Annotated in this window: 22 protein-coding genes; 4 read left to right on the forward strand and 18 right to left on the reverse strand. The window is 76.2% G+C overall.

The features are described 5' to 3' along the window. Window positions 1–580: 580 nt before the first annotated feature. From ACFVXN_RS09520 to sigE, 7 genes are all read right to left on the reverse strand, one after another. Window positions 581–1,591, reverse strand: a complete 1,011-nt coding sequence (locus ACFVXN_RS09520) for a YihY/virulence factor BrkB family protein (RefSeq protein WP_389230902.1) — start codon at window positions 1,589–1,591, stop codon at window positions 581–583. A gap of 62 nt (window positions 1,592–1,653) precedes the next feature. After that, window positions 1,654–2,196 carry a 2'-5' RNA ligase family protein gene (locus ACFVXN_RS09525; protein WP_389230905.1) on the reverse strand — a complete coding sequence of 181 codons (543 nt, stop codon included), beginning with the start codon at window positions 2,194–2,196 and terminating at the stop codon, window positions 1,654–1,656. Continuing rightward, on the reverse strand, window positions 2,193–3,215 hold the full coding sequence (gene trpS, locus ACFVXN_RS09530; protein WP_389230908.1) for a tryptophan--tRNA ligase: 1,023 nt from the start codon (window positions 3,213–3,215) through the stop codon (window positions 2,193–2,195). Before trpS ends, ACFVXN_RS09525 begins: the two co-directional genes overlap by 4 nt. Window positions 3,216–3,274: 59 nt before the next feature. Beyond that, a complete protein-coding gene (locus ACFVXN_RS09535; protein WP_389230911.1) occupies window positions 3,275–3,679 on the reverse strand; it encodes a Sec-independent protein translocase TatB in 405 nt (134 codons plus the stop codon). A 44-nt stretch (window positions 3,680–3,723) separates the two neighbouring features. Then, window positions 3,724–5,166: a S1C family serine protease gene (locus ACFVXN_RS09540; protein ID WP_389230915.1), complete on the reverse strand. Its 1,443-nt coding sequence runs from the start codon at window positions 5,164–5,166 to the stop codon at window positions 3,724–3,726. Next, entirely contained in the window at window positions 5,163–6,248 is a 1,086-nt protein-coding gene (locus ACFVXN_RS09545) for a zf-HC2 domain-containing protein (RefSeq protein WP_389230918.1), read from the reverse strand. The genes ACFVXN_RS09540 and ACFVXN_RS09545 overlap by 4 nt, the downstream gene beginning before the upstream one ends. Next, complete coding sequence (gene sigE / locus ACFVXN_RS09550; RefSeq protein WP_389230921.1) at window positions 6,245–6,853, reverse strand: RNA polymerase sigma factor SigE; 609 nt, start codon at window positions 6,851–6,853, stop codon at window positions 6,245–6,247. The genes ACFVXN_RS09545 and sigE overlap by 4 nt, the downstream gene beginning before the upstream one ends. A gap of 223 nt (window positions 6,854–7,076) precedes the next feature. On the opposite strand from sigE, the gene ACFVXN_RS09555 reads away from it, so the two are divergent. Next, window positions 7,077–7,709 carry an O-methyltransferase gene (locus ACFVXN_RS09555; protein ID WP_389232565.1) on the forward strand — a complete coding sequence of 211 codons (633 nt, stop codon included), beginning with the start codon at window positions 7,077–7,079 and terminating at the stop codon, window positions 7,707–7,709. 112 nt (window positions 7,710–7,821) lie between these two features. Here ACFVXN_RS09555 and ACFVXN_RS09560 read toward each other — a convergent pair whose 3' ends face one another. From ACFVXN_RS09560 to dapE, 6 genes are all read right to left on the reverse strand, one after another. Continuing rightward, window positions 7,822–9,429 carry a leucyl aminopeptidase family protein gene (locus ACFVXN_RS09560; protein ID WP_389230924.1) on the reverse strand — a complete coding sequence of 536 codons (1,608 nt, stop codon included), beginning with the start codon at window positions 9,427–9,429 and terminating at the stop codon, window positions 7,822–7,824. 20 nt (window positions 9,430–9,449) lie between these two features. Then, window positions 9,450–9,617, reverse strand: coding sequence for a DUF3117 domain-containing protein (locus tag ACFVXN_RS09565; RefSeq protein ID WP_082812748.1), 168 nt, complete (start codon window positions 9,615–9,617; stop codon window positions 9,450–9,452). 179 nt (window positions 9,618–9,796) lie between these two features. Continuing rightward, complete coding sequence (locus ACFVXN_RS09570; protein WP_389230928.1) at window positions 9,797–11,005, reverse strand: hypothetical protein; 1,209 nt, start codon at window positions 11,003–11,005, stop codon at window positions 9,797–9,799. Next, entirely contained in the window at window positions 11,002–11,961 is a 960-nt protein-coding gene (gene folP, locus ACFVXN_RS09575) for a dihydropteroate synthase (protein WP_389230931.1), read from the reverse strand. The genes ACFVXN_RS09570 and folP overlap by 4 nt, the downstream gene beginning before the upstream one ends. After that, the gene (locus tag ACFVXN_RS09580) at window positions 11,951–12,808 is read right to left on the reverse strand and encodes a TIGR00730 family Rossman fold protein (RefSeq protein ID WP_389230934.1); all 858 of its coding nucleotides are present in this window, start codon (window positions 12,806–12,808) and stop codon (window positions 11,951–11,953) included. Before ACFVXN_RS09580 ends, folP begins: the two co-directional genes overlap by 11 nt. Before the next feature lie 61 nt (window positions 12,809–12,869). After that, window positions 12,870–13,964, reverse strand: coding sequence for a succinyl-diaminopimelate desuccinylase (gene dapE / locus ACFVXN_RS09585; protein ID WP_389230937.1), 1,095 nt, complete (start codon window positions 13,962–13,964; stop codon window positions 12,870–12,872). A gap of 59 nt (window positions 13,965–14,023) precedes the next feature. Here dapE and dapD point away from each other — a divergent pair, with 59 nt between their 5' ends. Together dapD and ACFVXN_RS09595 are read left to right on the forward strand one after the other, a co-directional pair. After that, window positions 14,024–14,977, forward strand: a complete 954-nt coding sequence (gene dapD / locus ACFVXN_RS09590) for a 2,3,4,5-tetrahydropyridine-2,6-dicarboxylate N-succinyltransferase (RefSeq protein ID WP_389230940.1) — start codon at window positions 14,024–14,026, stop codon at window positions 14,975–14,977. A 5-nt stretch (window positions 14,978–14,982) separates the two neighbouring features. Then, window positions 14,983–15,882: a hypothetical protein gene (locus tag ACFVXN_RS09595; protein ID WP_389230943.1), complete on the forward strand. Its 900-nt coding sequence runs from the start codon at window positions 14,983–14,985 to the stop codon at window positions 15,880–15,882. Between the two features lie 190 nt (window positions 15,883–16,072). Here ACFVXN_RS09595 and ACFVXN_RS09600 read toward each other — a convergent pair whose 3' ends face one another. The 5 genes from ACFVXN_RS09600 to fdxA form a co-directional block, all read right to left on the reverse strand. Then, on the reverse strand, window positions 16,073–16,957 hold the full coding sequence (locus ACFVXN_RS09600) for a methyl-accepting chemotaxis protein (protein ID WP_389230946.1): 885 nt from the start codon (window positions 16,955–16,957) through the stop codon (window positions 16,073–16,075). A 14-nt stretch (window positions 16,958–16,971) separates the two neighbouring features. Beyond that, window positions 16,972–17,610 carry a PAS domain-containing protein gene (locus tag ACFVXN_RS09605; RefSeq protein ID WP_389230948.1) on the reverse strand — a complete coding sequence of 213 codons (639 nt, stop codon included), beginning with the start codon at window positions 17,608–17,610 and terminating at the stop codon, window positions 16,972–16,974. A gap of 91 nt (window positions 17,611–17,701) precedes the next feature. Further along, window positions 17,702–19,000 carry a citrate synthase gene (locus tag ACFVXN_RS09610; RefSeq protein WP_389230951.1) on the reverse strand — a complete coding sequence of 433 codons (1,299 nt, stop codon included), beginning with the start codon at window positions 18,998–19,000 and terminating at the stop codon, window positions 17,702–17,704. Between the two features lie 210 nt (window positions 19,001–19,210). Next, on the reverse strand, window positions 19,211–20,368 hold the full coding sequence (gene dapC / locus ACFVXN_RS09615) for a succinyldiaminopimelate transaminase (RefSeq protein ID WP_389230954.1): 1,158 nt from the start codon (window positions 20,366–20,368) through the stop codon (window positions 19,211–19,213). Window positions 20,369–20,372: 4 nt separating this feature from the next. After that, window positions 20,373–20,699 carry a ferredoxin gene (fdxA, locus tag ACFVXN_RS09620; RefSeq protein WP_179688157.1) on the reverse strand — a complete coding sequence of 109 codons (327 nt, stop codon included), beginning with the start codon at window positions 20,697–20,699 and terminating at the stop codon, window positions 20,373–20,375. 122 nt (window positions 20,700–20,821) lie between these two features. Here fdxA and ACFVXN_RS09625 point away from each other — a divergent pair, with 122 nt between their 5' ends. After that, the gene (locus tag ACFVXN_RS09625) at window positions 20,822–21,079 is read left to right on the forward strand and encodes a hypothetical protein (protein WP_389230958.1); all 258 of its coding nucleotides are present in this window, start codon (window positions 20,822–20,824) and stop codon (window positions 21,077–21,079) included. Window positions 21,080–21,099: the final 20 nt, after the last annotated feature.

Here is a 21,099-nt window from a genome sequence, read left to right on the forward strand (position 1 = left end):
CGCCGTTCATGGGCTCGCGCCGCTGCCCAGCCTCCGACCACCACGCCGGGCGGCAGACCGGCGGTGGCGACGGCCGTGCGTACGTCCGGGTCCGAGCGGTCCGCGCCGGCGACTAAGTAGACGCCGTGGCCGACTCGCCGGTACGTCCCGTTCCTGAGCAGCGCCAGGGCACCGCGGTCAGCGGCCTGACGCGTGGTCAGCACCGCGGGGAGTGCGTCGTGGGTTCTCATGCGGCGACGCTGCACCCGATCACGGCCCGGAGCCGTTGCGCCTCCCCACCGCCTGGGGACGACGGGCGGCTGAGTCACCTGTGGAGGGCTCGGGGCCGCGTCGTCGCCCGGGCGCGGTCCGGAGATCTGCCCGGCGATCCTGCACACCGCGCACCACCGCGCACCGGTGCGTCGTCCCCTCCGCAGCCAGGGTGGATCCACTCCGCGCGGTCAGGTCCTGGGGTGGAGCGCTCGTGTCGACACACCTCGGCGAGCCTCCCGGGATGGATCCACCCCGGCGGGCGGGGCGGGGCGGGGCGGGTGGGCGGGGCGGGGCGGGGCGGGGCGGGGGGCGGGCGGGGCGGGGCGGGTCAGGGGGTGGGGTCGGCGGGTTCGGGGTCGGCGGTCCAGGCGGCGGCGAGCAGCACGATCCGGGCGATCAGGTTGATCCAGATCAGGAGCGTCACGATCACCGCGAACGACGCCAGCACCGCGTTCTTGTCGGCGGAGCCGGCGACGACCGACGTCCCCAGCACCCGGACCACGCCGAGCCCGAGGCCGGCGACGAGCATCCCCTGGCGGAGGTCCGGCCACGCCGGCCGCTGCCCGGCGAGCACCACGACGATCAGCCAGAACGTCACGGCGTCGACCACGAACGCCACGGCGATGCCCGCGCACCGCAGCACGATCGACCCGACCGTCGAGTCCTCCAGCCCGAGCGCGGCCAGCGCCCAGTCCGCGGCGGTCGTCGTCACGATGCTCAGCACCGCGGACAGCAGGATCGCCAGGCCGATGCCCGCGAAACCGCCGAGCTCCCGGAGCTTGCCGGCCACGATGTTGCCGCCGGGGCCGTCGGCCTGGAACATCGCCCGCACCGCGGTCCGCAGCGCGGCCATCGCGGAGATGGCGCTCACCAGCAGCACGACGAGGGCGACCAGTCCCGCGACGCCGACGCCGGTGCTCAGCACCAGGTCGGCCGGGTCGATGACGCCGTTGTCCTCGCTGCTGGTCTTGACCAGGCCGGGCAGGTTCGCGTCGACGGTGTCGAGGACGGTCTGCCGGAGCCCGTCGTTGTTGCCGAGCACCGCCATGAAGACGGTGTAGCCGATGGTCAGCCCGGCGAACACCGAGAAGATCGTCGCGTACGCGATGCCGCCGGTGAGCACCCCGCCGCCGGCGGCGCCGAACCGCGCGTTGGCGCGCCCCGGGCGGCTCCGCTGCCACCACCCGACCAGGGCCTGCACCCGGGCGACGACGCCCGCGAACCCGCCCGGGTAGGCGCGACGGCCGATGTCCCGGCGGTTGCCCGCGGCCACGTCCTCGGTGCTGCTCACGTCGGCGTGCGCGCGCCCGGCGCCTCGCGGTTCGGCCGGGATACCCATGCGCCCGACCCTAGGAGGCCGCCCGCGGGTCGGCATCCCGAGCCACCGGCTCGAGGTGCAGGTCAGGCCCCGCCGAGGGCGAACGCGCCCATCGTGCGCCACTCGCCGTCGTCGCCGTGCTCGAACGCGTGGATCTCGGCGACGTCGAAGCGCGCCTCGAAGTCCGCCATCTCGACGAAGGCCCGGTCGAGCGCGTCGTTCGGGACGTCGTGCGCCACGGTGACGTGCGGGTGGTAGTGGAACCGCAGGTCCTGCTCCAGCACGCCGGTCCGGATGTCGATCTCGAGCAGCTCGCAGGACGCGATGCCCTCGACGACCTCGACGAACACCACCGGCGACACCGGCCGGAACGACGCCGTCCCGCGCAGGTGCACGGCGAACGGCGCGTGCCGGGCGGCGACCTCCCGGAGGTGCTCCTCGACGGCGAGCAGGGACGCCACCGGCAGGACCGTGGGGCCGAGCAGCGTGATGTGCGGCTGGATCAGGTCCGCGGCGGGGTCGCCGACCCGGGCCCGGGCCGCCCGGAGCTGGGCGTCGAACGGCGGGGGCACGGTCACGGCGACGCCGATCCGCACCTCCTCGCCGAACGGCCCGGTGGGGTTCATGTCGTCCGGCGACGCGGCAGCAGGCCGAACCGGTCGGAGACCCGGTCGAGGGTGCGCTGCGCGATGTCCCGGGCGCGCTCGGCGCCGTCCTCGAGCACGGCGTCCAGCGTGGCCGGGTCCGACAGGTAGCCGTCGACGCGCTCCTGGAACGGGGTGAGGAAGTCGGTGACGACCTCCGCCAGGTCGACCTTGAGGTGGCCGTAGCCCTTGCCCGCGTAGTCGGCGACGATCGCGTCGACGTCCCGGCCGGTGAGGGCGGAGAAGATGGTCAGCAGGTTCGCGACCCCGGGCTGGTGCTCCCGGTCGTAGCGGACCTCGCCGATCGCGTCGGTGACGGCCGACTTGATGCGCTTCGTCACCGTCTTCGGCGGGTCGAGCAGCTCGATGATGCCGTTCGGGCTCGACGCCGACTTGCTCATCTTCGCGGTCGGGTCCTGCAGGTCGTAGATCTTGGCGGTCGCCTTGACGATGTGCGCCTCGGGGACGACCGCGGTGTCGTCGCCGAACCGCGAGTTCAGCCGCTGCGCCAGGTCGCGCGTCAGCTCGAGGTGCTGGCGCTGGTCCTCGCCGACCGGCACGAGGGCCGTGTCGTACAGGAGGATGTCCGCCGCCATGAGGATCGGGTAGGTGAACAGCCCGACGGTCGTGCCCTCGGCACCGTGCTTGGCGGACTTGTCCTTGAACTGCGTCATCCGCCCGGCCTCGCCGAAGCCCGTGACGCAGGACAGCAGCCAGGACAGCTCCGCGTGCTCCGCGACGTGCGACTGCACGAACAGGATCGACCGCTCCGGGTCCACGCCCGCCGCCAGGTACTGGGCGGCCGTCCGCCGCGTCCGCTCCCGCAGCAGCGCGGGGTCCGGGGCGACGGTCAGGGCGTGCAGGTCCACCACGCAGTACAGGGCGTCGTACGCGTCCTGCAGGGCGACCCACTGGGTCAGGGCGCCCAGGTAGTTGCCGAGGTGGAGGGAGTCGGAGGTGGGCTGCATCCCGGAGAAGATGCGGGGGCGGGCGGAGACCATGAGTCCATTCTGACGGTTCGGGGGCGGGGGCCCGGACAACGGGTGGGGACGGGGTCGCCTCAGGTGGCCTCGTCGTCGAACGGCGCGGGCGCGCCGGGCTCGAGCGGGGTGGGTGCGGGCGGCGCGGGTGCCGCGGCCCGGGCGGCGCGGCCGGCGGCCCCGGCACCGGCGGCGGACGCGGCGGTGCGCGCGCCCGCGGGGGCGGCGTCGGTGTCCAGCAGGGCGTCCCGGACGATGCGGCGCGGGTCGTAGCGCCGGGGGTCCAGCGCCTCCCAGTCGATGTCCTTGACCTCGTCGCCGAGCTCGTCGTCCACGCGGCGGCGCGCGTCGGCGAGCATGCCCCGGCCCTGCTTGACCAGGCGGGCGAGCTGCTCCGCGTACCCGGGGAGCCGCTTGGGGCCGACGACGATCACGGCGACGAGCAGGATCACGAGGAACTCGCCGCCGTTGATGTCGAAGAACACCGCCCCAGGCTACCGTCCGGGGCCCGCGGCGGACACTGCCCTGGTCAGCCCCGCGGGGACTCGTCCAGGACGACGCGCACGTCCCGCTCGGCGCCGCCGGCGTCGCGCACCCGCAGGAGCACGGCCTCGCCGGGCGTCCGCGCCCGGATCGCGACGATCAGCTCGTCCGACGCGGTCACGGGGCGCCCGTCGATGGACAGCACGACGTCCCCGGGCCGGATGCCCGCACGGTCGGCGGGGCCGCCGGGGGTGACCGGCTGCTGGCCGGCCTGCGGCTCGCCGGCGACCCGCACGCCCTCACCGGTGTAGCCGGAGTCGAGCAGGACGCCGATCACCGGGTAGGTGGCGCGGCCGGTCTCGATCAGCTGCTCGGCGGTGCGGCGCGCCTGGTCGGACGGGATCGCGAACCCGAGGCCGATGCTGCCGCCGCTGGTCGCGGACGTGCCGGGCGGCTGCGCGATGGCGGAGTTGATGCCGACGACCTCACCGGCGGCGTTCACCAGCGGACCGCCGGAGTTGCCGGGGTTGATCGCCGCGTCGGTCTGGATCGCGTTGATGAACGCGGTGGACTCGGCGCCGTCACCGGCGGCCACCGGGCGGTTCCGGGCGCTCACGATGCCCGACGTGACCGTGCCGACCAGCCCGAGCGGCGCGCCGACCGCGACCACCGGGTCGCCGACCTGCACGTCCTCGGAGACGCCGAGCACCAGCGGGGTGAGGCCCTCGGCCTCGACCTTGAGGACCGCGAGGTCGTACTCCGCGGTGCTGCCGACGACCGTCGCGTCGAGCTGCGAGCCGTCCGCGAGCAGGACGACGACCGTCGCACCGGCGGTGGTGGCGGCCGCCACGACGTGGTGGTTGGTGAGGATGTAGCCGTCCTGCCGGAGCACGAACCCCGAGCCGGTGGACGACCCCGACGCCGCGGAGACCTCGATCGACACGACCGAGGGCAGCACCCGCTCGGCGATCCCGGCGACGCTGTCCGGCGCCCGGTCCCCCGCCCCCGTGCCGACGGACGCGGGCAGACCGGCATCCACGAGCCGGGCGTCGTCGGACTCGACGCGGCTGCCGACGACCCCGCCGACCAGGCCGGCGCCGAACGCGACGACGACGAGACCGGCGACGACGCCGAGCGGGATCCGGCGACGGCGGCGCGGGCGGGTGGGCGGGGCCAGGTCGGGGTACGGCAGGACGCCCGGGCCCGCACCCGGCACGGGGCCCGCGCCGGGCGCCGGGGCGGGGGCGGCGCCGGGGTCGGTGGGCAGCGGCGCCGCGGCGGGCCACGCCGCCGGGCGGTGCGTGCCCGGGCGCACGGCCCAGCCGGCCGGCGGCGCCGTCCAGCCCGCGGGCGCGGCGGCCGGCGGGGCGAACGGGTCGGCGGGCGGGGTCGCGGGGCGGGTCGGCGGCGCGAACGGGTTGCGGTCCTGCGGCGCGGGCACGTCGCGGTCGTGCTGCCCGGGCGGGAGCGGCTGCTCGGGCGTCGTCACGGCAGGTGCATCGCGGCGGTGAACGTATCCCACCCGCGGGTCAGGCGGGCGGGGATCCCGGCGTCGAACCCGCCGTCGGGGAACTGCTGCACGACGGTCGCGACCTCCGGTCCGCTGCCGGCGGAGACGACCTCGACGACGGTGTCCCCCGACTGCCAGGCGGCGTGCCACGGCGCGGTGGACAGCAGGTAGACCGTGCGGCCGTCGAGGTCGAGGCGGTCGGCCGCGGTCAGCGCGGACACGTCGAGGCGGCCCTGCTGCTCGGTGACGACGACCTCGCCGCCGGTCGGTCCGGTCAGGTCGAGCTCGAGGGTGCTGCCGGCGTCGCGCAGCCGCACCGAGGTGACGGACCAGCCCTCGGGGACCTCCGCGGGGCAGGTCCAGCCCTGAGCGCGCATCCAGTCCAGGTACTCCTGGGTGGAGGCACCCTCGGCGGGCTCGGCGACCGGGTCGGTGACGGCCGCGGGGAGCGCGGGTGCCCCGCCGTTGCCGAGCACCTGGAGCGCGTCCGCGGAGGCGGTCGCGGGGGCGACCTCCGGGCGGTCGCCCAGCAGGAACAGCCCCACGGCGACGACGCCGAGCCCGGTGAGGGAGCCGACGGCGGCGCGCAGGCCCCGGCGGCCGGCGCCAGGGCCGGCGAGGACACCGCGGCCGCCCAGCACGGGGCGCGAGCCGAGGACGCCCTGCCCCTGGCCGAGCAGGGTGCGACCACCCGCCAGCAGGCCGTCGAGCGCACCGGACGCGCCGGTGTGCTGCACCGGCCGCGCGCCGGACGGCGGCACGAACGGGTCCATCGGCCGGGCGGTGGCGCGGGCGGTCTCACCGGCGGTGCGCTGCCGGTCGGTGCCGGGCACCGCGCGGGGGTCCGGCGGGCAGCCGAGCGCGAGCAGGCGCGCGGTGAGGTCGCCGGCGGGCCGGACGTCGTGCGCGTCGGACAGCACCCGGCGCGCGGCGCGGGCGGAGGCGAGGTCGGCGGCGCACCGGGCGCAGCAGGTGACGTGCGCGAGCGCGCGCTCCGTGGCGGCCGGGCTGAGCTGGCCGTCGACGAGGGCGCTGACGCGGTCGCCGAGGTGGGCGCTCACCGGGAGCCTGCCGTGGCGGTCACCCCGGGGCCGAGGTCGGCGTCGGCCGGCTCCGCGAGGCCGGCGCGCACCGCGGCGGGCGCGCGGTGCTCGAGGGAGACCCGCAGGCGGGCCCGGGCCCGGTGGATGCGGGAGCGGACGGTGCCGAGCTTGATGCCGAGCGTGACGGCGATCTCCTCGTACGACAGCCCCTCGATGTCGCAGAGCACCACGGCGGCGCGGTACTCCGGGGGCAGCTCGTCGAGCGCGCGCTGGATGTCGACGTCGAGGTTGTCGTGCTCGAACGCACGCTCCGGGCCGCCGTCGGTGGCCGGGTAGCGGTCGCCGTCCTCGCCCATCGCGTCCATCCGGATCCGCTGCCGGCGTCGCGCGCCGTCGAGGAACAGGTTGGTCGTGATGCGGTGCAGCCACCCCTCGAAGGTCCCGGGCGTGTACGTCGACAGGGACCGGAACACCCGGACGAAGACCTCCTGCGTGAGGTCCTCGGCGTCGTGCCGGTTGCCGGTGAGGCGGTACGCCAGGCGGTAGACACGCGTGGAGTGCTCCCGGACGATCGCCTCCCACGTCGGGGGCTGCCAGTCCGGGTCGGGCAACGAGGTCGCCATCCACGTCCTTCACGTCGAGGGCCGCGCGGGTGCGGCTCGGTGGTCCATCATCCCAGGCGCGCGGTCCGGTGGCGAACCGGCCTGGTCAGGGGAGAACGCGCGCGCGACCCGCCGAGTTCCCCGACCGGCTCGCGGGTGCGCGCGCACTAGGCTGACGCACGCGCGCACCCGCGCCGCACGCACGCCGGTGCCCGGCGCACCACGCACGTCCCAGGAGGACACCATCGCCACCGACAAGGCCGCCAGCTGGGTCTACGCCGAGGGCTTCAGCCCGGAGGACGAGACGCTGCTGCGGGCCCGCGACCGCGCCGGCGAGCTCGGCTGCACGCCGGTCCAGGCGGGGACGGGCGCGGCGCTGACCGTGCTCGCGGCGGCGGCCCGTGCGCGCGCGGTGGTCGAGGTCGGCACCGGTGCCGGGGTCAGCGGCCTGCACCTGCTGCGCGGGATGCCGTCGGACGGCGTGCTCACCACGATCGACGTCGAGGTCGAGCACCAGCGCGCCGCGAAGGCGGCGTTCGCCGAGGAGGGCGTGCGGCCCGCGCGCACCCGGACGATCTCCGGCCGGGCGCTCGACGTGCTGCCGCGGCTGACCGACGGCGCGTACGACCTGGTGTTCGTCGACGCGGACGTCGAGAGCTACCCCGCGTACGTCGAGCAGGCGGTGCGGCTGCTGCGCCCGGGCGGCGTGCTCGCCGTGGACGACGCGCTGTGGCACGACCGGGTCGCCGACCCCGCGCGGCGCGACGAGGCCACGACGATCGTCCGGGAGACCGGTCGGCGGGTCCGCGAGGACGACCGCCTGCTCCCGGCGCTGCTCACCGCGGGCGACGGCCTCCTGGTCGCCGTCCGCCGCTGACCCCCGCACCGAGGTCGCACCGCCCGGCGGCCGCCGGGGCCCCGGTCGTGCACGCAGCACGACGCCCGCGCACCCCGGGGACGGGGACGCGGGCGTCGTGGGGCCGGCGGGGTCAGCGCAGGGCGGCCAGGTAGCGCAGGAGCAGACGCGCGCCGTAACCCGTCGCGCCCTCGGTGACCTCGTGCTTGTCGGCGGCGGCGCGCGCCGGGCCGGCGATGTCGAGGTGCGCCCACGTGCGGCTGCCCACGAACTCCCGCAGGAACAGCGCGGCCGTGATCGAGCCGCCCCCGTACTTCAGGTCCTGCGCGACGTGCCGGAGGTCCGCGACGGTGGACCGCACCGCGTCGGCGTAGTCGGGCACCAGCGGCATCGACCAGACGGGCTCGCCGGAGTCCGCGGCGGCCTCCTCGAGCGCCGCCGTCAGCCGCGGGTCGGTGGCGTACAGCGCGGCGTGCTGCCGGCCGAGCCCCAGGCTCGCCGCACCGGTGAGCGTCGCGACGTCGAGCAGCACGTCGGGGTCGAGCGTCGCGTCGGCCCAGGCCAGCGCGTCGCCGAGGACCAGACGGCCCTCTGCGTCGGTGTTCGCGATCTCGACCGTGCGCCCGCCCCACATCCGCAGGACGTCGCCCGGGCGGTACGAGGACGCGCCGAAGTGGTTCTCGGCGAGCGGCAGCACCGCCGTGACGCGGTGCGGGACCCCGGCGGCCGCGGCGCCCAGCACCGTGGCGAGCGCGACGGCGGCACCCGCCATGTCGGTCTTCATCGGGACCATCGCCTCGCGCGGCTTGATGGAGATGCCGCCGGTGTCGTACGTGATGCCCTTGCCGACCACGACGACGTGCCGGGGCCGCCGCGAGCCGGAGGCCGTCGCGGGCTCGTACGTCACCGTGACCAGGCGCGGTGACGACGCGGAGCCGCCGCCGACGGCGAGGATGCCGCCGAAGCCCTGGGCCGCGAGCTCGCGCGGTCCGAGCACCTCGACGCGCAGGCCGGCGGCGCGGGCGAGCTCGCCGGCGCGGTCGGCCATCCACTCGGGGTCCTTGGTGCTGGACGGGGTGTTCGCCAGGTCGCGGACCAGCCACGTCGCGGTGGCGCCGCGGACGGCGTCGGCGAGGGCGTCCTGCGCGGGGGCGCCGTCACGGCCGACGACGACGAGCTCGGCCGCCGGGGCGTCCTTCGGGCTCGCGGGCGCGCCGATCCGCTGCACGCGGTAGGCGGCCAGCAGGTACCCCTCGACGAGTGCCCGCACGGAGCGGGGGCCGTCGGCGCCGGGCTCCGTGCCGACGGTGGTGAGCACGCGGCCCAGACCGCGCGTGGCCCGGGCGAGCGCCGCACCCGCACGGCGCAGGTCGTCGGGCGTCCCGTCGCCGACGCCCACCAGGACGAGGCGCCGGGGCAGACCGGACCAGGGCAGGGCCGTGCCGGCGCTGCCGACGGGGCGGGGCAGCAGCAGCGTCCACGCCTCACCGGGCGCACCGGTCAGGCCGGCGCGCTCGGCGAGCTCGGCCAGGTCGATGCCGTACCGGGCGGCGGCGTCCGCCGTGCCGCGCCGGGGCTGCAGGTCGGTGTCGTCCGGCGCCGCCGGGGCGACCGGGACGGCCACCGCGTCGACGTCGGGCGCGGTGAGCAGCTCCGACGACGCGAGCGTGCCGGCGGTCAGCGAGACCGCCGGCACCTCGCGGCCGACGCGCACGGCGGCGGTGGTCAGGGAACGAGCCACGTCAGCGCGCGTCCGTGCCGTCAGGAGACGACGGAGGTGAGCGCCTCGCCCAGCTCCTGGGCCTCGGTCGCGTTCAGCTCGACGACGAGCCGGCCGCCGCCCTCGAGCGGGACGCGCATGACGATGCCGCGACCCTCCTTGGTCACCTCGAGGGGACCGTCACCAGTCCTCGGCTTCATCGCGGCCATGCGGGGCTCTCCTTCGCGTCGTGGCTGGGTGGCCGGGTCCTGATCACGCGCGCACCGCGTGGGGCGGCACGGGCGCGGACGGGGCTCCGGCACCCGGATGTCCAACGGTCAGTCTAGTTCACCGGGGCGACGAACAGGGCCGTGCGCTGCGGATCCGTGCCGCGGGAGCGCCCCCGCGGTCACGGCGGCCACCCCGACGGCGGCACCAGCCGCCAGATCTGCCACACCCAGACGACCTGCAGCGCGAGCATGACGACGACCACCGCACCGGTCCACGCCCGGCGGGCCCACCGGGGCCGTGCCACCACCCCCGCCGTGGCCGCCGCCAGCGGGAACGCGAGCACCAGGAACCGCGCGAGGCTGCTGCCGGGCTCGACCGCCGCCGCCAGGTAGAGCAGGTACGCGGCCGACCAGGCGTGCAGCTCCCGGCCCAGGCGCCAGGTCGCCGGCGCGAGCAGGCACACGGCCACGAAGGCCGCCGCGGCGAGCACCACCCACGGCGCGGCCGACCCGAACCAGAACTGCGGCACGTACGCCCACCCCGCGAACGGCGCGGTGGTCCGCTCGCCGCGCCACGCCTCCTGGGTCTGCAGGTAGGCGTCGGGGACGCCCGTCGCCCAGCCGACGACGCCGATCCACGCGAACCCGGAGACCACGGCGGTGACCGCGAGCGCGCCGAGGCCCACGAGGTCCCGCGCGGGCGGCCGATCCCCCGCGGCGCGCCACTCGCGCCACCGCACGACGGCGTGCACCAGGACGACGACGGCCATCGGCAGCGCGACCGCGCGCGTGAACCCGAGCGCCAGCACCGCCAGGCACGCCCAGCCGTACCGGCGGGTGACGACGGCCAGCAGCGACGCGGCGACCAGCAGCAGCGCCAGCGACTCGGTGTAGCCGACCTGGAGCACCACGGATGTCGGGAAGACGCTGACCAGCAGCACCGTCGCCAGCGGCAGGCCCGGGCGGGCGGCGACCGCGCGGGGTGCGCCGGCGACGACGGTGCGGTGCACGAGCAGCACCGCACCCGCGCCGAGCAGCAGCGAGACCGTCGGCGCGACGACGGCCCACGAGCCGCCGGTCAGGTGCATGAGCGCGCCCACGAGCACCGGGTAGAGCGGGAAGAACGCCCACGCGTTCTGCTGCACCACCCCGTCGGCACCGACCGGCAGCGTCGTCGGGTACCCGCCCTCGGCGATCTGCCGGTACCAGGACGCGTCCCACATCAGCCCGGTGTACTCGGCGTACCCGGGGGCGGCGCCGGTCCAGCCGGTCGCGGCCTGGTGCGACGCGACCACCACCAGCACGACCGCCGAGAACGCCCGGGCCGCCGCGTACACCGCGAGCGCCTGCAGCCACCACGGCCAGGTGCGGGGGTCGGTCCGGCTCACGCCAGGCCCCGGACCGCGCGGGCCGGCGGCGCCTCCCCGCGCAGCGCCGCGACCACGTCGACGGTCCGTCGGGTGGCCCGGACGTCGTGCGCCCGGAACACCCGCGCCCCGAGCCAGGCCGCGACCGACGTCGCCGCCAGCGTGCCCTCGAGGCGCTCCTCGGGCGGCAGGTCGAGGGTCTCCCCCACGAAGTCCTTGCGGGACAGCGCGACCAGCACCGGGTGGCCGAGCGCCGTCAGCGCGGCCGTGCGTCGCACCAGGTGCAGCGAGTGCCAGGTGTTCTTGCCGAAGTCGTGGGTCGGGTCGACCAGCACGCTCGCGGGGTGCACCCCGAGGTCGACGGCACGGGCCGCGGCGGTGCGCAGCGTGCCGAGCACGTCGTGCAGCACGCCGTCGCGCGGGTCGGCGTCCGCCGGGGCGTCGTCGGGCAGCGGGTAGGACACCCGCAGCGGGTCGGTGCGCGGTGCGAGGCCTCCGGTGTGCGAGCAGACCACACCGAGGCCCCGCTCGGCGGCCACCTCGACCAGCGCCGGGTCGTGCCCCGCCCAGGTGTCGTTCAGCAGGTCGGCGCCGGCGTCGGCGGCGGCCCGGGCGACCTCGGCGCGCCACGTGTCGACGCTGACCAGCAGGTCCGGGTGCCGACGGCGCACCCGCTCGACGAGCGGGACGACGCGCGCGATCTCCTCCGCGACGTCGACCCGCGGTCCCCGCCCGGCGCGCACGCCGCCGAGGTCGACGAGGTCGGCGCCCTCCTCCTCGGCGCGCGCGACCGCGGCGTCCGCCCCGGCGTCGTCGTACCGGGCGGCGGCGTAGAACGAGTCGGGCGTCCGGTTGACCACCGCCATGACGACCGGCTGCCCGGGGCCGAACCAGCGCCCGCGCAGCAGCAGCGGCGCGCCGGCCGCGGGCACGGGCTGGGGCGCGGGACCGGGCCCGGGCCCGGGGTCAGCGACCACCCGCGCCGTCCTCGACGCCGGCCTCGGCGTCCACCTCCGCCTCGGAGGCCTCCTGCGCCTGCTCGGCGGCCGCGGCGGCCGCGCGCTCGGCGGCCCGGATCTCGGCCCCGCGGTCCCGGACGATCCGGACGGCGTCCTCGGGGTCGTCGACGAGCTGCAGCAGGGCGAGGTCGGCCTCGCGGATCATGCCGCGCTCGAGCACCGGTCCCCGCAGCCAGTCGATCATCCCCTGCCAGTAGTCGGTGCCGACCAGCACGATCGGGAACTCGGTGACCTTGTGCGTCTGCACCAGGGTCAGCGCCTCGAACAGCTCGTCGAACGTGCCGAACCCGCCGGGCAGCACGATGAACCCCTCGGCGTACTTCACGAACATCGTCTTGCGGGCGAAGAAGTACCGGAAGTTGACGCCGAGGTCGACCCACGGGTTCATGCCCTGCTCGAACGGCAGCTCGATGCCGAGCCCGACGGACAGGCCGCCCGCCTCGGTCGCGCCCTTGTTGGCGGCGGACATGATGCCGGGGCCGCCGCCGGTGATGACCGCGTACCCGGCCTCGGCGAGCTTGCGGCCGACGGCCTCGCCCATCGCGAAGTCCGCGTGCTCGGGCAGGGTCCGCGCCGAGCCGAACACGCTGACCGCGGGGCCGAGCTCCGCGAGCGCACCGAAGCCCTCGACGAACTCCGACTGGATCCGCATCACGCGCCAGGGGTCGCCGTGCAGCCAGCCCGCGCCCTCGCCGCGGGACAGCAGGCGCTGGTCGCTGGTGGTCGCGGGGATCTGCCCGCGCCGGAGCAGCACGGGGCCCTTGCGGTAGCCGGACCCGGGTGCCGGAACGCCGTCGTCACTCATGGCGCCGACTCTAAGGCCCGCACCCGGGTGCGGGCGGGCGAACTCCCGGGGTCACCCCTGGTCAGGCCGTCAGCCACGCCCGCAGGGCGTCGTGGCAGAGCGCGAGCTGGCCGACGGGCAGCCGCTCGTCGTCCTTGTGCGCGAGCAGCGGGTCGCCCGGGCCGAAGTTCACGGCCGGGATGCCGAGGGCCGAGAACCGTGCCACGTCGGTCCAGCCGTACTTGGGCGCGGGCGCGCCGCCGGTCACGCCGAGCACGGCGGCGGCGAACTCGGCCGCGGCCGGGTCGTCCAGCCCGGGGCGCGCGCCCGCCGCCGCGTCGGTGACGACGACCTCGAAGCCGTCGAACAGGGCGCGGACGTGCGCGGCGGCCTCGTCGACGGACCGCGACGGGGCGAACCGGTAGTTCACCGTCACGACGCAGGAGTCGGGCACGACGTTGGTGGCGATCCCGCCGCTGATCAGCACCGCGTTCAGGCCCTCGCGGTAGACCAGGCCGTCGACCTCGACCGACGCCGGCTCGTACGCGGCCAGCCGGGCGAGCACCGGCGCGGCCCCGTGGATCGCGTTCACGCCCGTCCAGGCCCGCGCGGAGTGCGCGGCGACGCCCGGCACCCGCACCTCGGCGCGCAGCGTGCCGTTGCAGCCGCCCTCCAGGCCCGCGTCCGTCGGCTCGCACAGCACGGCGAAGTCCGCGGTCAGCCAGTCCGGGTGGTTCCGGGACACGCGCCCGAGGCCGTTCAGCGACGCGTCGACCTCCTCGTGGTCGTAGAACACCCAGGTGACGTCGCGCGTCGGCGCGTCGAGCGCGGCGGCGAGCGCCAGCTGCACCGCGACGCCGCCGAGCATGTCCACGGTGCCGCGGCCCCAGAGCACGGCGTCGGCGCCCTCGCCCTCCAGCCGGGTCGGCAGGTTGTCCGCGACCGGCACCGTGTCCAGGTGGCCCGCGATCACCACCCGGGAGGGCCGGCCGAGGTGCGTGCGGGCGACCACGGTGTCCCCGTCGCGCAGCACCTCCAGGTGCGGGTACGCCCCCAGCGCCGCGACGACCGCGTCCGCGAGCGCCGTCTCGTCCCCGCTCACCGAGGGGATGTCGCAGACCTGCCGGGTCAGTGTGAGCAGGTCGGCGGTCAGGTCCAGCTGCGTGGTCGTCGTCACCCCCGCGACCCTACTCGGGCGCCACCACTCAGCCTCCGGCCCCCCGTAGGCTGGCCCGCATGAGCGACCGCACCGCCTGGGGCTGGGGCCTGGCCACCGTGACCGCCTCTGGCTCCGTCCTGGACACCTGGTACCCGCAGCCCGCCCTCGGCGACGTCCCCGAGGCCGCGCAGTGCCCCGAGGAGCTCGCCGCCCTGGTCGGCACCGACGAGCCGCGCGGGGTGCGCACCGAGACCGTGCTGACCGTCGTGGACCTCGACGGCGAGCCCGTCGACACCGCGGACGCGTACCTGCGCCTGCACGTGCTGTCGCACCGGCTCGCGGCGCCGAACACGATCAACCTGGACGGCGTGTTCGGCGTGCTGCCGAACGTCGTCTGGACCGACCGGGGGCCCTGCGCCGTCGAGGGCTTCGAGACGACCCGCGCTCGGCTCCGCGCCGAGTCCGGTCGCCCCGTCACGGTCTACGGCGTCGACAAGTTCCCGCGGATGGTCGACTACGTGCTGCCCGACGGCGTGCGGGTCGCGGACGCCGACCGCGTGCGGCTCGGCGCGCACCTCGCGGCGGGGACGACCGTCATGCACGAGGGCTTCGTGAACTTCAACGCCGGCACGCTCGGCACGTCGATGGTCGAGGGCCGGATCTCCCAGGGCGTCGTCGTCGGCGAGGGCAGCGACATCGGCGGCGGCGCGTCGATCATGGGGACCCTGTCCGGCGGCGGGCGCGAGCGCGTGTCCATCGGCGAGCGGTCCCTGCTCGGCGCCAACGCCGGCCTGGGTGTCTCCCTCGGCGACGACTGCATCGTCGAGTCCGGCCTCTACGTCACGGCCGGCACCAAGGTCACGCTGGTCGGCGAGACCGGTCCCGACGGCGCCCCGCGCGTGGTGAAGGCCCGCGAGCTGTCCGGCTCCGACGGCATCCTGTTCCGCCGCAACTCGCTGACCGGCGGGGTCGAGGCGGTCGCGCGCACGGGCACCGGCATCACGCTCAACGCCGCGCTGCACGCGAACTGACCCGCGTGGCCCACAGGCTGTCCCGCCTCGGCTGCGCGGCGCTCGCCGCGCTGGTCGTCCTGGTCGCGGCGGTCGGTGGGGTGGTCTGGTTCCTCGACGACCGCAGCCCGGCCCTCGCGTCGCGGCAGTGCACGGCCACGCTCGACGGCACCGCGTGGGCGCTCTCCGCGGACCAGGCGGACAACGCCGCGCTGATCGCGCTCACCGCGACCTACCGGGGCCTGCCCGCGCGCGCCGCCACCATCGGGCTGGCGACCGCCCTGCAGGAGTCGCGCCTGATCAACATCGACTACGGCGACCGCGACTCGGTCGGGCTGTTCCAGCAGCGGCCGTCCCAGGGCTGGGGGACCGTCGAGCAGATCATGGACCCGGTGTACTCGACCGGGAAGTTCTACGACGGGCTGGTCGGGGTCCCGGGGTACACCGAGCTGCCGGTCACCGAGGCGGCGCAGGCCGTGCAGCGCTCGGGGTTCCCGGACGCGTACGCGCAGCACGAGGGCCGGTCCCGGGCGTGGGCGTCGGCGCTCACCGGCTGGTCGACGGGCGTGCTGCACTGCGACCTCGACCCGGTCGAGGGCACCGCCGACACCGACGCGGCGCTGGCCCGGGTGCAGCGCGACCTCGGCGGGACCGTGTCGGCCGCCGTGGACGCCTCCGCCGACCCCGCGACCGGCGTGGTGCTCCAGCTGGACGCCGCCGGGCTGACGGCGGTGTCCGGCGGCGACCCCGCCCGCTCCGGCTGGGCCGTCGCGCAGTGGGCGGTCGCCGCGGCGGAGGCCCTGGACGCGGTGGCGGTCGACGTGGCCGGCGGCCGGTGGGAGCGCGGCGGCGCCGGCTGGGCACCCGCCCCCGCGGACGCCCCGACCCCCGCGCCGGGTACGGTCGCGATCACCCTGGCCCCCTGACCGACGCCCCCGGGTGCCCGTCGCCCCGGGTGCCCTCCGCCGAGACAGGACCTGCGCGCCGAGACAGGGCCGTCGGGGGTCCTGTCTCGGCGCGGCGGACCTGTCTCGGCGACGCACCGAGCCGCCGACGCGCCGACGCACCCGCGCACCGAGCCGCCCGACCGCCGAACCGCCGGCGTCACGCCCGGGGTCAGCGCAGGGCGGCGAACGCCGCGATCTCCTCCCGCAGGGCGTCGGCGAGCTCCGCGAGACCCGTGCCGTCCCCGCGCCCGGCGGCCCCCGCCACGGCGTCGACCTGGTCGGACATGCCCGCGATGATGTCGTCGATCCGGCCGATCGCCCGGCCGGCCTCGTCGGCCGCGGCCTGGGCGGCCACCACCTGCCGGGCGATGTCGTCCGACCGGCCCGCGGAGTCGTCCGCGAGCGAACGCACCTCGGACGCGACGACCGCGAACCCGCGACCCGCCTCGCCGGCACGCGCGGCCTCGATGGTGGCGTTCAGGGCCAGCAGCCGGGTGCGGCTCGCGATCGACTTCACCAGCCCGGCGGCGGCCTCGATCTGCGCGGAGGTGTCGGTGAGCTCCTGGACGGTGGACCGCGAGTCGCGCGCCGCGTCGGTCGCGGACGCGGACGCCGCTGTCAGTGCGGCCGCCGACGCCGCCAGGCCCTGCGCCGAGTCGGCCACCCGCGCGGCGACCCCGACGAGCCGGTCGGCGAGGTCGTCCCGCTCCGCCTGGTCCCGGGACGTCCGCAGGGCCGCCCGCTCGAGCCCGGCCCGCGCGGCGTCGATCCGCACCGCGCCGGCCCGGAACGCGCCCGGCATCCCGCGGCGCAGGAACCGCCGGTGGAACCGCCCCTCCTCCGCCGCGGCCAGCGACGCCTGGGACTCCCGCACGTACGCGTCGACCAGGTCGGCGACCCGGTTGAGGGCGTCGCGGGCACGCTGCACCGCCGGGTCGCCGTCGAGGGCCGGGAGCCGGTCCTCGAGGTCACCGGCGGCGAGGCGGTCGCAGAACGCCGCGACGAGGTCCAGCGACTCCCGCGTGGCGGGGTCGAGCCCGGGCTCGTCGACCACGGTCCTCCCCCGGCTCACCGGGCACCCCCGGCTGTCCCGACCCGGGACGGGTCCACCGCGTCGTCGCCGCCGGCGAGGGACCACACCAGCTCGTCGTAGGTCGTGCCGAGGTCGGCCAGCGCCCCGTCGAGCGCCGCGGCACCCGCGGCGAGCTGGTCGGGCGTCCGGGTGTGCGCCGCCTCCGCGGCCCGGACCCGCGCGTACAGGTCGGCGACCGTACGTCGGGTGCCCGGCGGGACCCAGCGGCGGTTCGAGTGGTAACCGACGACCGACCCGTCGGCGCCGAGGGTCGCCGTGACGTGCGCGAGCACCCAGTAGTGCCCGCCGTCCGCGGCGAGGTTGAGCACGTACGCGAACAGCTCGCGGCCGGTGGGGATCACGTCCCACATCAGCCGGAACACCGCGCGCGGCATGTCCGGGTGCCGGATCAGGTTGTGCGGGCTGCCCAGGATCTCCGGCTCGGCGTAGCCGCTGACGCGCAGGAACACGTCGTTGGCGTACGTCACGACCCCGCGGGGGTCGGTCTTCGAGACGATGATCTCCTCGGGCCCGAAGGCTCGTTCGATGCCGGTCGGCCCCGCCGCGCGTCGCCCACGCACGGGTCCGGGCCGCCGGCCGGTGCCGTGCGTCTGCACGGCCGCGGTGGGCGACATGCCCCACTGGATCGGTCCGGACTGCGGCGTTCTGACCGGTTCGTCCGGACCGATCCGGGTGAATCCCCCGCAGGGGATTCACCCGGACGGCTCAGCGGTCGGCGACGGCGCGGTAGTCGCGCTCCGGCGAGCCCGAGTACACCTGGCGCGGGCGGCCGATCTTGGTCTGCGGGTCGGTCATCATCTCGCGCCACTGCGCGATCCAGCCGGGCATCCGGCCGAGCGCGAACAGGGGCGTGAACATGCGGTCGTCGAAGCCCATCGCCTTGTAGATCAGGCCGGTGTAGAAGTCGACGTTCGGGTAGAGCTTGCGCGAGATGAAGTACTCGTCGGACAGCGCGATCTCCTCGAGGCTGCGGGCGATGTCGAGCAGCTCGTTGTTCTGGCCCAGGGCCGCGAGGACGGCGTCGGCGCTCTCCTTGACGATGGCCGCGCGCGGGTCGTAGTTCTTGTAGACCCGGTGGCCGAAGCCCATCAGGCGGACGCCCTGCTCCTTGTTCTTCACGCGGGTCATGAACTCGCTGGCGTCGCCGCCGTTGGACTGGATCTCCGCGAGCATCCGCAGGACGGCCTCGTTCGCGCCGCCGTGCAGCGGGCCCGACAGGGCGTTGATCCCCGCGGCGACCGACGCGTACAGGTTCGCGTGGCTGGAGCCGACGATCCGGACCGTCGAGGTGGAGCAGTTCTGCTCGTGGTCGGCGTGCAGGATCAGCAGCTTGTCGAGCGCCTTCACGACCGTCGGGTCGACGTCGTACTGCTGGTACGGCACCGCGAACGTCATCCGCAGGAAGTCCTCGATGTACCCGCGGGAGTAGTCGGGGTACAGCAGCGGCTCGCCGCGCGAGGTCCGGTGCAGGTACGACGTGATGGTCCGGGTCTTGGCGAGGATCAGCACCGTGGCGAGCTCGACCGTCTCCGGGTCGAACGGGTCCAGCGACTCGGGGTAGAACGTCGCCAGGGCGTTGATCGCCGAGGACATGACGGCCATCGGGTGCGCGCCCGACGGGAACGTGCCCATGAAGGTGCGGAAGTTCTCGTGCACGAACGTGTGCCGGTTGACCCGCTCGACGAACGCGTCCAGCTCCGAGGACGTCGGCAGCTCGCCGTGGATCAGCAGGTACGCGACCTCGAGGAACGAGGACTTCTCCGCCAGCTGGTCGATCGGGTACCCGCGGTAGCGCAGGATGCCCGCGTCGCCGTCGATGTACGTGATCTGCGACTCGCAGGACGCGGTGTTCATGAAGCCGGGGTCGACGGTGACGAGGCCCGTCTCGCGCAGCAGCGAGGACACGACGACGCCGTCGTTCCCCTCGGTGGCGCGGACGACGGGCAGGTCGTGGGGGTTGCCGTTGACGACCAGCTGGACGGGCTCGGTGGCGACGTCGGACATGGCGCTCCTCCTCGGGCGGTGTGCGGGATGCGGACCTCGGGTCCGGTCCGCGAGGTCGTGCGGGGTCCAGCGCTGCCGGGGGGCCGCTACGGTGCGGGCGCGCGCCACGGGGGTGGCACCGGCCTGCCCTGACGCTACTTCCCGTCCGGGGGGTCGACCATCCCGGAGGCGACCGCGGGCCGTGTGACTCGGGTCACAGGTCGAGCGGCGTCAGCGTGCGGCGACACCCTCGAGCCGCGCCGCGGCGGCGGCGATCCGCTCGTCGGTGCCGGTGAGCGCCACCCGGACGTGCCGGGGCGCGCCGTAGAACGCGCCGGGTGCCACGAGGATGCCGAGGTCGGCCAGCCGACCGACCGTGGCCCAGCAGTCGTCCTCCCCGTCGGCGGGCCGCGCCCACAGGTACAGCCCGGCGGCGGAGCGGTCGACGACCAGGCCCGCGCCGGCGAGCGCCGTCAGCAGCACCGACCGGCGCGCGCGGTACCGCTCGCGCTGCTCGGCGACGTGCGCGTCGTCCGCGAGGGCGACCGTCATCGCCGCCTGGACGGGCGCGGGCACGATCATCCCGAGGTGCTTGCGGGTGGCGAGCAGGTCCGCGACCAGCGCGGGGTCGCCCGCGGCGAACGCGGCACGGTACCCCGCGAGGTTCGACTGCTTCGACAGCGAGTACAGCGCGAGCAGCCCGGTGACGTCGTCGCCGCGCACCCGCTCGTCCAGGACGCTGGGCACGCCCTCGCTCGCCCACGGCTCGTCCCAGGGCAGCTCGGCGTAGCACTCGTCGGACGCGACCACGACGGGCCGGCCGGTCCGGGCGCCCACCGCCCGGGCCGCGTCCACGACGGCGCGCAGCTCGGGCACACCGAGGACCCGCCCGTCGGGGTTGCCGGGGCTGTTCAGCCACACCAGCCGGACCCGGTCCGCGTCGGGACCGGTCAGCAGGGCCACGGGGTCGTCGGTCGGGACCGGCTCCGCGCCCGCGAGCCGCGCGCCCACGTCGTAGGTCGGGTAGGCGGCCGCCGGGTGCGCCACCAGGTCGCCGGCGCCCAGGCCGAGCAGGGACGGCAGCAGCGCCACCAGCTCCTTGGAGCCGACCGTGGGCAGCACGCCCGCCGGGTCGAGCCCAGGGACGCCGCGGCGCCGGTCGAACCACGCGACGACCGCCTCGCGCAGCGCGGGCGTGCCCCAGGTCTGCGGGTAGCCGGGCGCGTCGGCGGCCTCGGCCAGCGCGCGGCGGACCACGGCCGGCGTCGGGTCGACCGGGGTGCCGACCGACAGGTCGACGATGCCGCCGGGGTGCGCGCGCGCCCGGTCGCCGTACGGGGTCAGCGTGTCCCAGGGGAAGTCCGGCAGCGCGCCGGTCAGCAGACCCACGCGCTCAGTCGCCGTGGACCTGCAGCGGGAGCGTGGCGATGACGGGGTGGTCCTTGGCGATCATCCCCATCTTCGCGGCGCCGCCCGGGGAGCCCAGGTCGTCGAAGAACTCGACGTTCGCCTTGTAGTACTCGCTCCACTGCTCCGGGACGTCGTCCTCGTAGTAGATGGCCTCGACGGGGCAGACCGGCTCGCAGGCGCCGCAGTCCACGCACTCGTCGGGGTGGATGTAGAGCGACCGCTTGCCCTCGTAGATGCAGTCGACCGGGCACTCCTCGATGCACGCCTTGTCCTTGACGTCCACGCAGGGCTGGGCGATCACATAGGTCACGGTGTCCTCCACGCGCCCGTCCGGGGACGGTGTCGGGCGCGGTCCGGGTTCGGGTCGGGCTGGCGGCTCCTAGTATCGCTCACCTGCGCACTCCCGGCGCAGCGGCGAGAGGAACCCCACACATGTCCGAGTCCCCGGCCGCCGCCGGACCCGCCGGCCCCTGGCGGGACTGGCGGCCCGGCCAGCGCGTCGTCGTCCGCCGGCGGCTCCCGACGGGGTCGCCGCAGCCCTACACCGACGTGCTCGGCGATCTGCTCGCGGTGGACGACGAGGGCGTCACGGTCCGGACCCGGCGCGCCGGGGACGTGCGGGTGCCGGGAGCGGAGATCGCCCTGGGCAAGGTCGTGCCCCCGGCACCGGAGCGCCGGCCGCGGCGCTGAGGCCGCGGCCGGCGGGCCGC

It is taken from the genome of Cellulomonas sp. NPDC058312, from assembly GCF_042880135.1.
GTDB lineage: Bacteria > Actinomycetota > Actinomycetes > Actinomycetales > Cellulomonadaceae > Cellulomonas.